Below are 17,117 nucleotides of genomic sequence, written 5' to 3'. Positions count from 1 at the left end.
CGCTTGATGGCGAACGAGCAGAAGCTGCGGGACTACCTCAAGCGGGTCACCGGCGACCTGCAGCAGACCAGGGAGCGGCTGCGCGCGGTGGAGGACCGCGCGCAGGCCAGGGACGGCGAGCCGATCGCCGTGATCGGGATGGCCTGCCGCTACCCGGGCGCACCGGACGGCCCCGAGGAACTGTGGCGGCTGGTCGAGGGGGGCGGCGACGCGATCGGCGACTTCCCCGAGGACCGCGGCTGGGACCTGGCGCGGCTGCACGCCGCCGACCCGGACCGCCCGGGCACGAGCTACGTGCGGCAGGGCGGCTTCCTCGACGACGTCGCCGGTTTCGACGCCGGGCTGTTCGGCATGAACCCGCGGGAGGCCGCGGCCACCGACCCGCAGCAGCGGCTGTTGCTGGAGCTCACCTGGCGCCTCTTCGAGGACGCCGGGATCCCGGTCGCCGGGCTGCGCGGCAGCACCACCGGGGTCTACGCCGGGGTGATCGCCCAGGAGTACGGGCCGCGGCTGCAGGACGGCTCCGCCGGGCACGGCGGCTACCTGCTCACCGGCACCACGACCAGCGTGGCGTCCGGGCGGATCGCGTACCAGTTCGGCTTCGAGGGGCCCGCGGTCACCGTCGACACGGCGTGCTCCTCCTCGCTGGTCGCCGTCCACCTGGCGGCCCAGGCGCTGCGCGGCGGCGAGTGCACGCTCGCCGTCGCGGGCGGGGCCACCGTCCTCACCTCGCCCGGTGTGTTCGTCGAGTTCAGCCGCCAGCGCGGGCTCGCGCCCGACGGCCGCTGCAAGTCCTTCGGCGAGGGCGCGGACGGTACCAACTTCGCCGAGGGCGGCGGCCTGCTGCTGCTCGAGCGGCTGTCGGACGCGCGGCGCGCCGGGCACCGGGTGCTCGCGGTCCTGGCCGGGTCGGCGGTCAACTCCGACGGCGCCTCCAACGGGCTCACCGCGCCCAACGGCCCCTCCCAGGAACGGGTGATACGGGCCGCGCTCGCCGCCGCCCGGCTGTCTCCCGCGGACGTCGACGCGGTCGAGGCGCACGGCACCGGGACCTCGCTCGGCGACCCGATCGAGGCCCAGGCGCTGCTGGCCACCTACGGCCGGGGCCGGGCCGGGCGCCCGCTGCTGCTCGGCTCGGTCAAGTCCAACATCGGGCACACCCAGGCGGCAGCCGGGGTGGCCGGTGTGATCAAGACGATCCTGGCGCTCCGGCACGGCGCGCTGCCGCCCACCCTGCACGCGGGCACCCCCTCCGCGCAGGTCGACTGGGAACAGGGCGCCGTCGAGCTGGTGCAGGAGCGCACCCCGTGGCCGCGCGGCGAGCGGCCGCGCCGGGCGGGCGTCTCCTCCTTCGGCATCAGCGGCACCAACGCGCACGTCATCGTGGCGGAGGCGCCCGCCGAGGAGCCGTCCGAGGGCGAACCGGCCGCCGACGGGCCTCCCGTGCTGTCGTGGGTGCTCTCCGGCGCCACCCCCGGCGCGCTGCGGGCCCACGCCGGGCAGCTGCACGCCGACCTGCTCGCGCGCCCCGCACTCGCCGCCGCCGACGTCGCGCACACCCTGGCCGCGCGCCGCACCGCCCTGGAGCACCGGGCCGCCGTGACCGGCGCCGACCGCGGCGAACTGCTCGCGGGGCTCGCCGCCCTGGCGGAGGGAGCCGAGCACCCCGGCGTCGACCGCGGCACCGCGCTGCCCGGCGGCACCGCCTTCCTGTTCACCGGGCAGGGCAGCCAGCACCCCGGCATGGGCGCCGCGCTCCGCGCCCACCCGGTGTTCGCCCGCGCCTTCGACGAGGTCGCCGCCCACCTCGACCCGCTGCTCGACCGGCCGCTGCGCGACCTGCTGGAGGACGCGGACGGCGCCGCGCTCGACCGCACCGGCAACGCCCAGCCCGCGCTGTTCGCCCATCAGGTCGCGCTGGCCCGGCTGCTGGAGTCCTGGGGGGTGCGGCCGGACTTCCTGGTCGGCCACTCGGTGGGCGAGATCGCCGCCGCGCATCTGGCGGGCGTGCTCCCGCTGGCCGACGCCTGCACGCTGGTCGCCGCGCGCGGCCGGCTGATGCAGGCGCTGCCCGAGGGCGGGGCGATGAGCGCGATCGAGGCCACCGAGGACGAGGTGCGCGCCTCGCTGGCGGGCGTCGAGGACCGGGTGGCGCTCGCCGCCGTCAACGGCCCGGCCGCCGTGGTGGTCTCCGGCGAGGCCGGGGCGGTGGCCCGCGTCACCGAGCAGTGGCGGGCCGGCGGCCGCCGGGTCCGGCGGCTGCGGGTCAGCCACGCCTTCCACTCCCCGCTGATGGATCCGGTGCTGGCACCGTTCCGTGCCGCGGTCCGCGGCCTCGCCTTCGCCGAGCCGGAGCTGCCCATCGTCTCCACCGTCACCGGCGCGCTGGCCGCGCCCGGCGAGCTGAGCGACCCCGAGTACTGGGTGCGCCAGGTCCGGGCCACCGTGCGGTTCGCCGACGCGGCGGCCACCGCCACCGGGCTCGGCGCCGGCGTCTTCCTGGAACTCGGCCCGGACAGCGTGCTGACCCAGCTGGTCGACACCGCCTCCGGCCGCGCCGCGGCCGTCGCCACCGCCCGCGCGGGCCAGGACGAGGCGCGGACGCTGGCCCGCGCGCTGGCGCGGCTGCACGTGCACGGCGCGGGACCCGACTGGTCCGCCGTCCTGCCCGGCCGTGCGGTCGAGCTGCCCGGCTACCCCTTCCAGCACGCCCGGTTCTGGCTGGACGGCGGCGAGCGCGCGGCGCTCGGCGGCCACCCGCTGCTCACCGGGGAACTCGACCTGGCCGCCGGCGGGTCCTCGGCCGCGGTGTTCACCGGCCGGCTCTCCACCACCGCCCAGGCCTGGGCGGCCGACCACACCATCGCGGGCACGGTCCTGCTGCCCGGCACCGCCTTCGTCGAGCTCGCCGTGCACGCGGGCCGCCGGCTGGGCTGCCCGGTGGTCGAGGAGCTGGTCCTCGCCGCCCCGCTGCCGCTGCGCGCGGCACCGCTCCAGCTCCAGGTCACCGTCGGAACGGCCGACGAGGAGGGTGTACGGGAGCTGCTGATCCACTCGCGTCCCGAGGACGGCGCTCCCTGGACCCGGCACGCGAGCGGCACCGTGCGGCCGGCCCGGGCCAGCGCCGCCGGCCCGGCCCCGGACGCCGCCTGGCCGCCCGCCGGGGCGGTGCCGCTGGACAGCGCCGGGCTCTACCCGCAGCTGGCGGAGCGCGGCTACGCCTACGGCCCGCAGTTCCGCCTGGTGCGCGCGCTCTGGCGGGCCGGCGACGTGCTCGCCGCCGAACTGCGCGCCCCGCAGGACACCGAGGGCTTCGGCGTGCACCCGGCGCTGCTGGACGCCGCGCTGCACGCGCTGGTGACCGCCGTCCCGGGCGAGCCGGGCAGCGTGCTGATCCCGTTCGCCTGGTCGGGGGTGCGGGTGCACGCCACCGGCGCGGGCGACGTGCGGGTGCTGCTGCGGCCCGCCGGGGGCGAGGGGGAGTTCCGCGTCGAGGTCACCGACCCGGCCGGCGGCCCGGTGGTCACCGTCGAGCGGCTCACGCTGCGCCCGCTGGCCGCCGCGGCGCTCGCCGCCGGCCCGGCGCCGGCGGCCGGCCACGAGCTGGGCTGGGTGCCGGTCGACCCGCCGCGGGCCACCGGGCCCGCGCCCGAGGTACTGCTGCGCAGCCCCGGCACGGCCGCCGAACTGCTCGCGCTCCTCCAGGACTTCACGGAGGACCCGGCGCGGTCGTCGGCGACGCTGGTGGTCGCCACCGGCGGCGCCGTGGCCGCCGCCCCCGGCGACCGGGTGGAGGCCCTGGACCAGGCCCCGCTGTGGGGCCTGGCACGCTCCGCGCAGGCCGAGTACCCGGGCCGGATCGTGCTGGTCGACACCGATGCGCCGATCACCGACCCGGCGGCACTGGTGCGCACCGGCGAACCGCAACTCGCCCTGCGCGGGGGCGTCCTGACCGCCCCGCGGATCCTCCGCAGCGACCCGGCACGCCGGCTGCGGCCGCCGGCCGGGCCCGGCTGGCGCCTGGACGTCACCCGCCCCGGCACCTTCGCCGGCCTCGCCCTCGTGCCCGTCGAGCCCGCGCCGCTGGCCGCCGGGCAGGTGCGGATCGCGGTCCGCGCGGCCGGGCTGAACTTCCGCGACGTGATGATCGCGCTCGGCATGTACCCGGGCCGGGCCCAGCTGGGCGGTGAGGCCGCCGGGGTGGTGGTGGAGACCGCTTCCGACGTGACCGGGCTGCGCCCGGGGGACCGCGTGATGGGCCTGGTGCCCGGGGCGGTGGGCCCGTACGCGGTGACGGACCGGCGCCACCTGGTGCCGCTCCCCGAGGGCTGGACCTTCGCGCAGGGCGCGGCCACCCCGATCGTCTTCATGACCGCCTACTACGGTCTGGTCGACCTCGCCGGGCTGCGCCCCGGGCAGTCTGTGCTGATCCACGCCGCGGCCGGCGGCGTGGGCATGGCCGCCACCCAGCTGGCCCGCCACCTCGGCGCCGAGGTCTACGGCACGGCGAGCCCGGCCAAGTGGCCGGTGCTGCGCGCGGCCGGGCTGGACGCGGAGCACATCGCCTCCTCCCGCACCCTGGAGTTCGCCGGCGCCTTCCCCGGCGGCTTCGACGTCGTGCTGAACTCGCTGGCCGGCGAGTTCGTCGACGCCTCGCTCGGGCTGCTCGCGCCCGGCGGCCGCTTCCTGGAGATGGGCAAGACCGACATCCGGGAGCTGCCCGCCCCCGGCTACCAGGCCTTCGACCTGCTGGAGGCCGGCCCGGACCGGATCCAGCAGCTGCTCACCGCGCTGACCGGCCTGTTCGCCGCCGGCGCGCTGCACCCGCTGCCGGTCACGGCCTGGGACGTCACCGAGGCCCCGGAAGCCTTCCGCCACATCAGCCAGGCCCGGCACGTCGGCAAGGTCGTGCTGACCCTGCCGCGCGCCCTGGACCCGGACGGCACCGTGCTGGTCACCGGCGGCACCTCGGGCCTGGGCGCGCTGGCCGCCCGGCACCTGGTCGCCGCCCACGGCGCCCGTCACGTGCTGCTCGCCGGCCGCACCGGGCAGGCCCCCGGCCTCGCGGCGGAACTCACCGCCGCGGGCGCCGAGGTGACGGTGGCCCGGTGCGACGTGGCCGACCGCGGGGCGCTCGCCGGCCTGCTCGCCGGCATCCCGGCCGCGCACCCGCTGACCGCCGTGGTGCACGCCGCCGGGGTCCTCGACGACGCCCCGCTCGGCGCGCTCGACCCGGAGCGGCTGGCCGCCGTGCTGCGCCCCAAGGCGGACGCCGCCCGGCACCTGCACGAGCTGACCGCGGACGCCGACCTGGCCGCCTTCGTCCTCTTCTCCTCCGTCGCCGGGGTGCTCGGCAACGCCGGGCAGGCCAACTACGCGGCGGCCAACGCCTACCTGGACGCCCTGGCCGCGCAGCGCCGCACCGCCGGCCTGACCGCCGTCTCGATCGCCTGGGGGCCGTGGGCCGAGGGCGGCGGCATGACCGGGCGGCTGGCCGAACGCGACCTGGACCGGATCCGGGCGAGCGGCCTGGCCGCGCTGTCGGTGCCGCAGGGCCTGGCCCTGCTGGACGCCGCGCTGGCCGGCGGCCCGGCGCTGCTCGTGGCCGCCCGGCCGCACCAGCCGGGTCTGGACGCCCGCGCCGCCCGCGGCGAACTGCCGCCGCTGCTCGGCCTGCTGGCGGACGCCCCGGTGCGTACCGCGGCCACCGCCGCGGCGGGCGCCGCCCCGCTCGCCGAGCGGCTCGCGGGCACGCCCGCCGACCAGCGCGAGCACCTGCTGCTCGACCTGATCCGCACCCAGGTGGCGACGGTCCTGGGGCACGCGGCACCGCAGGCCCTGGAGCGCGACCGCCCGTTCAGCGCCCTCGGCTTCGACTCGCTGACCGCCGTGGAGCTGCGCAACCGGCTCGCCGCCGCCACGGGGCTGCGGCTGTCCGCCACCCTGCTGTTCGACCACCCGAGCCCCGGTGCGCTCGCCGCCCACCTGTACGCGGAACTCCTCGGCGGCCCCGCCGCCGGGGCCGGGGCACCCCTCCCGGAGACCGCCGCCGGCGCGGACGAGGAGATCGCGATCATCGCGATGAGCTGCCGCTACCCGGGCGGCGTCCGCACCCCCGAGGACCTCTGGCGGCTGGTGGCGGAGGGACGCGACGCGATCGGGGAGTTCCCGGTCAACCGCGGCTGGCAGCTGGACGGGCTCTTCGACCCCGACCCCGACCACCCGGGCACCAGCTACACCGACCGGGGCGCCTTCCTGCACGACGCCGACCAGTTCGACGCCGAACTGTTCGGACTCAGCCCGCGCGAGACGGTCGCGGCCGACCCGCAGCAGCGGCTGCTGCTGGAGGCGGCCTGGGAGCTCTTCGAGCGCGCCGGGATCGACCCCACCGGGCTGGCGGGCACCCAGACCGGGGTGTTCACCGGTGTCATCGCCCAGGACTACGGGGTGGCCCCCAGCGACCCGGCGACCGGTGTCGAGGGCTACCTGTCCACCGGCACCACCACGAGCGTGGCCTCCGGGCGGATCGCGTACACCTTCGGGCTGGAGGGGCCCGCGGTCACCGTGGACACCGCCTGCTCCTCCTCGCTGGTGGCGATCCACCTCGCCGGGCAGGCGCTGCGCTCGGGCGAGTGCTCGCTCGCGCTGGCCGGCGGCGCGACCGTGATGGCGACCCCGCGCACCTTCGTGGAGTTCAGCCGGCAGCGCGGGCTCGCCCCGGACGGCCGTACGAAGGCCTTCGCGGACGCCGCCGACGGCACCGGCTGGGGCGAGGGAGCGGGGCTGCTGCTGCTGGAGCGGCTCGGCGACGCCCGCCGCAACGGGCACCGGGTGCTCGCGGTGGTCAAGGGCTCCGCGGTCAACTCCGACGGCGCCTCCAACGGCCTGACCGCGCCGAGCGGTCCCTCCCAGCAGCGCGTCATCCGCCGCGCGCTCGCCGCGGCGAACCTGCGGCCCGCCGACGTCGACGCGGTGGAGGCGCACGGCACCGGCACGGTGCTCGGCGACCCGATCGAGGCGCAGGCGCTGCTGGCGACCTACGGGCAGGACCGGCAGGTGCCGCTGCGCCTCGGCTCGGTGAAGTCCAACATCGGGCACACCCTGGCGGCGGCCGGGGTCGCCGGGGTGATCAAGATGGTGCAGGCGATGCACCACCAGGAGCTGCCGCGCACCCTGCACGTGGACCGCCCCAGTTCGCACGTGGACTGGACGGCCGGGGCCGTGGAGCTGCTGACGGAGCCGGTGCCGTGGCCGCGCGGCGAACGGCCGCGCCGGGCCGGGGTCTCCTCCTTCGGGATCAGCGGCACCAACGCGCACGTGATCGTCGAGGAGCCGCCCGCCGCCCCGGAGGAACCCGGGGCCGCCCCCGCGGACGGTCCGGCGCAGCCGGTGGCGTGGGTGCTGTCCGGGCAGGACGAGCGGGCGCTGCGGGCCCAGGCCGCGAACCTCGCGGACCACCTGCGCGCCACGCCGGCGCCGCCCGCCGCCGTCGCCGCGGCGCTGGCGACCGGCCGCGCCGCGCTCGCGCGGCGGGCGGTGGTGGTCGGCACCGGCGGGGAACTGCACGCGGGGCTGCGCGCCCTGGCGGCCGGCGAGGAGGCGCCGAACGCGGTCGCCGGCAGCGTCACCGACGCCTCCCGGGTGGTCTTCGTCTTCCCCGGCCAGGGCTCGCAGTGGCACGGCATGGCGCGGGAACTGCTGGACTCCAGCGAGGTCTTCCGGACCGCGCTGGAGGAGTGCGACCGGGCGCTCGGCCGCCACGTGGACTGGTCGCTGCTCGCGGTGCTGCGCGGCGAGGACGGCGCGCCGCCGGCCGACCGGGTCGACGTGGTGCAGCCCGCGCTGTTCGCCGTCATGGTCGCCCTCGCCCGGCTCTGGCAGGCGCACGGGGTCCGGCCCAGCGCGGTGGTCGGCCACTCGCAGGGCGAGATCGCGGCGGCCTGCGTGGCCGGGGCGCTGTCGCTGGAGGACGCGGCCGCCGTGGTCGCGCTGCGCAGCCGGGCCATCGCCGGGATCGCCGGTGACGGCGGGATGGCCTCGGTGGCCGGGCCGGTGGAGCAGGTGGAGGCGCTGCTCGCCCGGTTCGGGGGCCGGCTCGGCGTGGCCGCCGTCAACGGCCCGGCGGCCACCGTGGTCTCCGGCCCCGCCGCCGACCTCGACGAGCTGCTCGCCGGGGACACGGCGGGCCTGCGGGTGCGCCGGGTGCCGGTGGACTACGCCTCGCACTCGCCGTTGATGGCCGGGCTGCGCGAGCGGATCCTGCACGACCTGGCCGCCGTACGCCCCCGGCCCGCCGGCGTCGCCGTCTACTCCGCGCTCACCGGCGACGCCGTCGACCCGCTGACGCTCACCGCCGACTACTGGTACACCAACCTGCGCGAGACGGTCCGCTTCGACCGGGCGAGCGAGGCGCTGCTGCGCGACGGGTACCGCGTCTTCGTCGAGTGCAGCCCCCATCCCGTCCTCACCCACGGCCTGCACGACACCATCGAGGCCGGCGGCCACACCGAGGGCCGGACCCGCGCCGTGGCGCTCGGCACCCTGCGCCGCGACCAGGGCGGCCCGCACCGGTTCCTGCTGGCGCTCGGCGAGGCGCACACGGCCGGCGTGCGGGTGGAGTGGCCCGGTCCGTCCGGCGCGTCCGGCACACCGCCGCAGCTGCCCACCTACCCGTTCCAGCGCAGCAGTTACTGGCTGGCCCCGGCCGCCCGCGCCGGCGACCCGGCCGGGCTGGGGCTGGAGGGCCTGGGGCATGGCCTGCTCGGGGCGCTGCTGGACGACGTGGAGTCCGGCGGGCCGGTGCTCACCGGGCTGCTCTCCACCACCGCGCAGCCGTGGCTGCGCGACCACGCGGTGGACGGCACCGTGCTGCTGCCCGGCACCGCCTTCGTCGAGCTGGCGGTGACCGCCGCCCAGCGGTCCGGCTGCGAGCGGGTCGAGGAACTCACCGTCCAGGCCCCGCTGCCGCTGCCCACCGACGGCGGCGGCGTGCGGCTGCGCGTCACCGTCGGAGCGTGGCAGGACGGGCGCCGCACGCTGGCCGTGCACGCCCGCCCGGAGCACGGCGGCAGCTGGCAGCGGCACGCGACCGGCGTGCTCGGCGCCGCAGCCGGGCAGCCCCCCGCCCCGGTGCCGCTGCCCGCCGCGGCCGCGCCCGTCGACCTGGCCGGCGCGTACGACCGGCTCGCCGACGCGGCCCTGGAGTACGGACCCGCCTTCCAGGGCCTGACCGCGGCCTGGCGCTCCGCCGCCGGCCTGCACGCCCGGGTGGAGCTCGCCCAGGGCCTCGCCCCCGACGCCTTCACGCTGCACCCGGCGCTGCTGGACGCCGCCCTGCACGTCCTCGCGCTCGACCAGGACGCCGGGCCCGGCACCGTGCCGCTGCCGTTCAGCTGGTCCGGGGTGACCTGGTGGCGCCGGGGCGGCCGCGAGCTGCTCGCGCATCTGCGCCCGACCGGCCAGGACACCTTCGCGCTGCTGGTCACCGACCCGCTCGGCGAGCCGGTGGCCGAGGTCACCGGACTCGCCGTGCGCCGGGTGCCGCTGGAGCGGGTGCACGGCGGGCGCGGGCGGACGCTGTTCACGGTCGACCGGGTGGACGCCCCGCCCGGGCAGGAGCCGGTCGGGGCGCGCTGGGCACTGCTCGGCCCGGACCACCACGGCGTCGTGGTCCCGCACGCCGGGCCGGCCGTGGACGCCGCCACCGCGGCGGCCGACGTGCTGGTCGTCCAGGTCGCGCCCGGCGGCACCGCCGAGGCGGCCCGGGCCGCGGCCCGCGGGCTGCTCCCGGTGCTGCGGTCCTGGCTGGCCCGCGAGGACCGCGGCCCGGACGCCCGGCTGGTCGTGGTCACCCGGGAGCACGACCTCGCGGGAGCCACCGCGGCCGGCCTGGTGCGCGCCGCCCAGGCCGAGCACCCCGGCGCGCTGGTGCTGCTCGCCGTGGACGGCCCGCCGGCAGGCGACCTGCTGCGGGCCGCCCTCGCCACCGGTGAGCCGCAGCTGTCGGCCCGTCAGGGACGTCTCCTGGTGCCCCGGCTGGCGACGGCCGCGGCGGGCGCGGAGCTGCCGGTGTGGCGGGCCGACGGCACCGTGCTGATCACCGGCGGCACCGGCACCCTCGGCCGGCTCCTCGCCCGCCACCTGCTCGCCCGGCACGGAGCCGGCCAGGTGCTGCTGGTCTCCCGCGGCGGCGAGGCGGGCGACGTCGCCTCGTGGGCCGGGGAGTTCGCCGACCGGGTACGGGTCGCCGCCTGCGACGTCACCGACCGCGGCCGGCTGGCCGCGCTGCTGGCCTCCGTTCCGGCGGACCGCCCCCTGCGCGCGGTGGTGCACGCCGCCGGGGTGCTCGACGACGGGGTGCTCCAGTCGCTGACCGAAGAGCGGCTGGAGGCGGTGCTGCGGGTCAAGGCGGACGCGGCCTGGCACCTGCACGAGCTGACCCGCGGCCTGCCGCTGGACGCCTTCGTGCTCTACTCCTCCTTCGCCGGGGTGGCCGGCAGCGCGGGCCAGGCAGCTTACGCGGCGGGCAACGCCTTCCTCGACGAGCTGGCCGCCCGCCGCCGCGCCGAGGGGCTCCCGGCCGTCTCGTTGGCCTGGGGGCTGTGGGAGCCGCGCAGCGAGCTGACGGACGGCGCCGACGTCGCCAGGACCGGGGTGCGGGCGCTGGACGCGGAGACCGGCCTCGCGCTGTTCGACGAGGCCCTGGCGACCGGCCTGCCGCTGGTCGCACCTGTCGCGCTCGACCTGCCCACGCTGCGCGCCCGGGCCCGCGACGGCGAACTCCCGCCGCTGCTGCGCTCCCTGGTGCCGGTCGCCGCGAAGGAGCGGACGGCCGACCTGGCGGGCCTGCCGGAGGCCGAACGGGCCAAGGCCGTGGCCGAGCTGGTCACCACCACGGTCGCCGCCGTGCTGGGGCACCGGTCGGCGGCCGCGGTGGACGCCCACCTCAGCTTCGCCGAGCTGGGCTTCGACTCGCTGACCGGCCTGGAACTGCGCAACCGCCTCGGCGCCCGCACCGGGCTGCGGCTGCCCGCCGCGACGGTCTTCGACCACCCGACCCCGGCGCAGCTCACCGCACACCTGACCGCGCTGCTGGAGCCCGCGCCGCCGGCGCCCCCGGGCAGCGCCGAACTCGACGGCCTGGAGCTGCTGCTCGGCGCCGCCGACCCGCGAGCACGCGACGAGCTGACCGCCCGGCTGCGCGCCCTGCTCGGCCGCTGGGAGACCGGCGCCGCGGATGCGGAGGCCGGGGACGCCGCGGCGGCGGAGGACGTCGCGGAGCGGATCAGGACGGCCGACACGGCCTCCGTACTGGCCTTCATCGACAGCGAACTGGGCCGGGCCCGGTGAGCGCCGGACAGGGAGGAGAACGCCCGATGACCGACGAGGCCCAGCTCGTGGACTACCTCAAGTGGGTCACCGCTGATCTGCACCGGACCCGGCGGCAACTGGCCGAGGCCGAGGCGCGCGACCACGAGCCGGTCGCGATCGTCGCGATGGCCTGCCGCTACCCCGGCGGCGTCCGGAGCCCCGAGGAGCTGTGGGAGCTGCTGCTCTCCGAACGCGACACCCGCACGGAGTTCCCGGCCGAGCGCGGCTGGTCGGCCGACGAGCTGTACGACCCGGACCCGACCGCGAGCGGGCGCACCAGCACCCGCTGGGGCGGCTTCCTCACCGACGCGGACGGCTTCGACGCGGCGCTGTTCGGCATGGGCCCGCGGGAGGCGCTGGCCACCGACCCTCAGCAGCGGCTGCTGCTGGAGACCGCCTGGGAGGCGTTCGAGCGCGCCGGCCTCGACCCGCTCTCGCTGCGCGGCAGCGACACCGGGGTCTTCGCCGGGGTGATGTACGACGACTACGCCTCACGGCTGGGCCAGGTCCCGGCCGAGTACGAGGGCTTCATCGGCAACGGCAGCGCGGGCAGCGTCGCCTCGGGTCGGATCGCCTACACCTTCGGGCTGGAGGGCCCGGCGATCAGCGTGGACACCGCCTGCTCGTCCTCGCTGGTCGCGGTCCACCTGGCCGCGCAGGCGCTGCGGCGCGGCGAGTGCTCGCTCGCGCTGGCCGGCGGGGTCACCGTGATGGCCACCCCCGGGGTCTTCCTGGAGTTCAGCCGCCAGCAGGGGCTGTCGCCCGACGGCCGCTGCCGCAGCTACGCCGACTCCGCGGACGGCACCGGCTTCAGCGAGGGCGCCGGGCTGCTGCTCATGACGCGGCTGTCGGACGCGGTACGCCAGGGGTACCCGGTGCTGGCCGTACTGCGCGGCAGCGCGGTCAACTCCGACGGCGCCAGCAACGGGCTGACGGCGCCCAACGGCCCCGCGCAGCAGCGGGTGATCCGCAAGGCGCTCGCCGACGCCCGGGTGGAACCGGCCGACGTCGACGCCGTGGAGGGCCACGGCACCGGCACGACGCTGGGCGACCCGATCGAGGCCCAGGCGCTGCTGGCGACGTACGGCCAGGGCCGCACCCGGCCCCTGCGGCTGCGCTCGGTGAAGTCGGTGATCGGGCACACCCAGGCGGCGGCCGGGGTCGCCGGGGTGATCGCCATGGTGCAGGCGATCCGGCACGCCACCCTGCCCCGCAGCCGCTACGCGGACCGCCCCTCCGGGCACGTGGACTGGGCCGCGGGCGCGGTCTCGCTGCTCGCCGAGACCGAGCCGTGGCCGCGGACCGGCCGGCCGCGCCGGGCGGGGGTCTCCGCGTTCGGGATCAGCGGCACCAACGCCCACGTGATCCTGGAACAGGCGCCGGACACAACCGCCGCCGCACCCGCTGCGGCCGGCGAACCCGGCACGGCCGCCGCACCCGTCCCGGACACCGGCACCGGAACCGAAACCGAAACCGCCGCCGGGCCCGCTCCCGCCGGCGAACCCGGCGGAGTCAGCGAGCCCGGCGGAGTCGGCGAACCCGGCGGAGTCGGCGAGTCCGGCGGAGTCGGCGAGTCCGGCGGAGTCGGCGAACCCGGCGGAGTCGGCGAACCCGGCGGAGTCGCCCGCACCGGACCCGGCACGGCCGCCGGGGGCGGCGCGCCCTTCCTGGTCTTCCCGCTCTCCGGGCACGGAACGGCCGCCGTCCGCGACCAGGCGCGCCTGCTCGGCGAGTTCCTCGCCACCGAACCGGCGGTGGACCTCGCCGACGTGGCGCACGCCCTGGCCACCGGGCGTGCCGCGCTGGCCGACCGGGCCGCGGTGGTGGCCGGCGACCACGCCGGACTGCGGCGCGCGCTGGAGGCGCTGCGGCACGGCGAGGCCGATCCCGCGGTGGTCGGCCCGGCCGGCGCGCGGGCGCAGGGCGGCACCGCGTTCCTCTTCTCCGGCCAGGGCAGCCAGCGCCCGGGCATGGGCGGCGGCCTGGCGGCCGCCCACCCGGTCTTCGCCCAGGCCCTGGCCGAGGTGTGCCAGGAGCTGGACCGGCACCTGGACCGGCCGCTGGCCGAGGTGATGGCGGGTCAGGACACCGCGCTGCTGGACCGTACCCGCTACGCGCAGCCCGCGCTGTTCGCCGTCGAGGTCGCCCTGTTCCGGCTGCTGGCCGACCTGGGTCTGCGCCCCGACGCGCTGCTCGGGCACTCGGTGGGCGAGCTGGCCGCGGTGCACGTGGCCGGGGTGCTCGACCTGCCCGACGCCGCCGCGCTGGTCACCGCCCGGGCCCGGCTGATGGACCAGGTCACCGCGGACGGCGTGATGGTCTCCGTACGGGCGCCCGAGGACGAGGTGCAGGCGCTGCTCGACGGGTACGCCGGCCGGCTCGCCGTCGCCGCCGTCAACGGACCGGCCAGCGTGGTGCTGTCCGGTGACCGGGCGGCCGCCGAGGAGGTGGTGCGGGCGCTGCGCGAGCGGGGCCGCCGGACCAAGCGGCTGCGCGTCAGCCACGCCTTCCACTCCCCGCACATGGAGGGGGCGCTCGCCGGGCTGCGCGAGGTGGCCGCCGGACTGCGGTTCGCCGCGCCCCGGATCCCGGTCGTCTCCAACGTGACCGGCAAGCAGATCGGCCGGGAGGAGCTGGCCGCACCGGACTACTGGGCCGCCCAGGTGCGCGGCACGGTGCGGTTCGCGGACGGCGTCGCCTCGCTGCGGGCCGCCGGGATCGGCGCGTTCGTCGAGCTCGGGCCGAGCCCCGCGCTCGCCCCGCTGGTGCCCGACTGCGCGCCCGGCGAACCGGCGCCCGTGGTCGTCCCGACCCTGCGCACCGGCGAGCGGCCCGACGCCGCGGCGCTGGCCACCGCGCTGGCCGCCGCCTTTGTGCACGGCCTGCCGGTCGACCTGGCGGCCACCACGGGCCCGCGCCCCCGGGTCCCCGGCCTGCCCACCTACCCGTTCCAGCACCGCCGCTACTGGCTGGCCGCCCGGCCGGGCGCCGGGCGCGCCGCGGACGGGGCGCAGGACGCCTTCTGGTCGGCGGTGCGCGAGGGCGACAGCGGGCTGCTGGCGGCCACGCTCGGCGTGGACGCGCAGGCGCTGGCCCCGCTGCTGCCCGCGCTGGACGCGGCGCACCGCCAGCAGGACTGGCGCTACCGGGTCGTGGAGACGGCCGAGGCGGGCGGCGGGCAGCCGCAGCGCCGCCTGCTGCGGGCCCCGGCGGCGCCGCCGCCCGGGAACCCGGGCGAGGTGCTGGTGGTCGGCGGCACCGCGGGCCTGGGCGCGAGCGCCGCGCGCTGGCTGGCCGCCGCCGGGGCCGAGGTGACCGTCTGCGGCGGCGAACCCGGCGCGCCGGACCGGGCGACAGCCGACGGGCGTCACCGCCATCTCGTGGTGGCCGCGGCGGACGACGTCGTCGAGCGGCTGGACGCGCTGCACCGCGCCCCGGACCGGGCGTTCGTGGTGCTCGGCGAGCTGCCGGTGGAGTTCGCCGACTCCGGTGCGCTGGCCTCGCCCGCGCTGGCCGCGGTGCTGGAGCGGCGGCGCGAACAGGGCCTGCCCGCCTCGCTGGTGGCCTGGGGACCGCTCGCCGGGCAGCCGGGCCGGTGGCCGCGGACACCGGGGGTGCGGGAGCTGACCCCGTACCCGGCCATGCCGGTGCTCGCCGCCGCGCTGGCCGACCCCGCCGCCCGGCTGGTGGTGGCCGACATCGACTGGCCGCGCTTCCCCGCGGCCGCCTCGGTGCCCTTCTTCGCGCACCTCGCCGCCGAGGCGGCGCCCGGGACCGGCCTGCCGGACGAGGTCGACGAGGGCCTGCGCGAGCGGCTGCGGACCGCGGACGCGGGCGAGGTCCGGGCGATCCTGCGCGAGGCGCTCGGCGGGCACGCGGCCGTGGTGCTCGGGCACGGCGCCGGTGAGGCCCTCGACGAGGACCGCTCCTTCTGGGACCTCGGACTCACCTCGTTCACCGCCCTGGAGCTGGTCAACCGGGTGCGCGCCGCCACCGGGCTCGACCTGCCCACCAGCGCGGTCTTCGACCACCCCACCCTGGGCGGCCTGGTCGAGCACGTCCACGGGCTGCTGGACGGGCCGGGCTGACGCCCGGCCACGAAGCCCTCCCCCGTTCCTCCCGTCCCCCTCCCGTTCTCCGAAAGGATCACCATGGACGGCTCTGCCGTTTCCGAGGTACCCGTCGTCATCGCCGGGGCCGGCCCGACCGGTCTGATGCTCGCGAGTGAACTGCGCCTGGCCGGCGTCGAGGTGGTGGTCGTCGAGCGGCTGCTCGCCGCACCCGTCTGGTCGCGGGCGCAGACCCTCCAGCTGCGCTCGATCGAGACCTTCCACCAGCGCGGCCTCGACTGGTTCGGCGAGTACGGCCAGGTGCGCACCCACAACTTCGGCCTGCTGGAGCTGATCGGCGCCGTCGACCCCGAGCTGATCGCCAAGCGGGTGCCGCAGCGCGACATCGAGGTCAAGCTGGAGCAGCGCGCCCGGGAGCTGGGCGCCGAGGTCCGCCGAGGGCACGAGCTGACGGCCCTGGAGCAGGACGGGGACGGGGTCACCGTCACCGTCCGGCACGACGGCGGCGACTACCGGCTGCGTGCCGCCTACCTGGTGGGTGCCGACGGCGGCCGCAGCTCGGTGCGCAAGCTGGCCGGCATCCCGTTCGTCGGCGGGCCCTCGCCGTACACCTTCAGCGGCGTCACCGGCGACATCGAGCTGGTCGACCCCGAGCCGCTGCGGATCGGCCCCGACCTGCACCCGCGCGGGCTGTTCGCGGTCATCCCGATGGAGCCGGGCGTGCACCGCGTCACCGTGCTGGAGTTCGGCGCCACCCCCCCGCCCGACGACCGGCCGGTCACGGTCGCGGAGGTGCAGGAGGGCGCCCGGCGGCTGGCGGGCGTGGACCTGGACATCGGCGAGAACAACCTGCTGTCCCGGTTCGGCGGCGCGACGTTCCTGGCCGGGCAGTACCGCGCCGGGCGGGTCTTCCTGGCCGGCGACGCGGCCCACGTGCACATGCCGTTCGGCGGACAGGGCCTCAACACCGGGATCCAGGACGCGATGAACCTCGGCTGGAAGCTCGCCGCCGCCCTCAACGGCTGGGCCCCCGAAGGGCTGCTGGACACCTACCACGTCGAGCGGCACCCGGCGGGCGAGTGGGTCTGCTGGAACACCCGCGCCCAGATCGGGCTGCTGCACCCGCTGGACCGGGTCGGCGCGCTGCGCGAGCTGCTGGGCGAGCTGATGACCTACGACGAGGTGAGCACCCACGTCGCCGAACGGCTGGCGGCCGTCGACCTGCGGTACCCGACCCACTACCCCGACCTGCAGGCCGAGGACGAGGAGCACCCGCTGCAGGGCAGGCGGCTGCCGCCCGTCCCGCTGGAGACCGCGAGCGGCCCGGGGCACGTCTCGCAGACCCTGCACGCCGGGCGCGGGGTGCTGCTCGACCTGTCCGCGGGGGCGCCGCTGCCGGACGTGTCCGGCTGGGCCGGGCGGGTGGACGTGGTCCGCGCCGAGCCCACCGCCCGGATCGACGCCGCCTTCGTCGTGCTGCGCCCGGACGGCTACGTGGCCTGGGCGCACCGCGAGCCGCGGACCGACGGCGTCCTGGCCGCGCTGACCGCCTGGTTCGGCGCCCCCGGCACGTCTCCCGCCGGCCGGCCGGGGAGGGGGGAACCGCTGGTGTCCTCCGCCTCCTGACCGAGAGAGCCTCGCTTCCCTCCCCCGGCCAGAGCCGGGGTACCCCTAAGG

At 78.1% G+C, this 17,117-nt stretch carries 2 protein-coding genes and 1 pseudogene; all 3 read left to right on the top strand.

The window, feature by feature from the left end:
• The first annotated feature begins 3 nt into the window (after window positions 1–3).
• The gene (locus ACH4SE_RS12420; RefSeq protein WP_398543301.1) at window positions 4–11,349 is read left to right on the top strand and encodes an SDR family NAD(P)-dependent oxidoreductase; all 11,346 of its coding nucleotides are present in this window, start codon (window positions 4–6) and stop codon (window positions 11,347–11,349) included.
• Between the two features lie 26 nt (window positions 11,350–11,375).
• Window positions 11,376–15,419, top strand: a pseudogene (locus ACH4SE_RS12415) (type I polyketide synthase); the annotation flags it as partial.
• A 102-nt stretch (window positions 15,420–15,521) separates the two neighbouring features.
• Window positions 15,522–17,066, top strand: coding sequence for an FAD-dependent monooxygenase (locus ACH4SE_RS12410; RefSeq protein ID WP_398543300.1), 1,545 nt, complete (start codon window positions 15,522–15,524; stop codon window positions 17,064–17,066).
• Window positions 17,067–17,117 lie beyond the last annotated feature (51 nt).

It is taken from the genome of Streptomyces sp. NPDC020983, from assembly GCF_044333485.1.
In the GTDB taxonomy this organism is placed as follows: Bacteria; Actinomycetota; Actinomycetes; order Streptomycetales; family Streptomycetaceae; genus Actinacidiphila.
The sequence above is the reverse complement of the archived record's forward strand: the minus strand, read 5'-3'. Positions and strand labels throughout refer to the sequence as shown.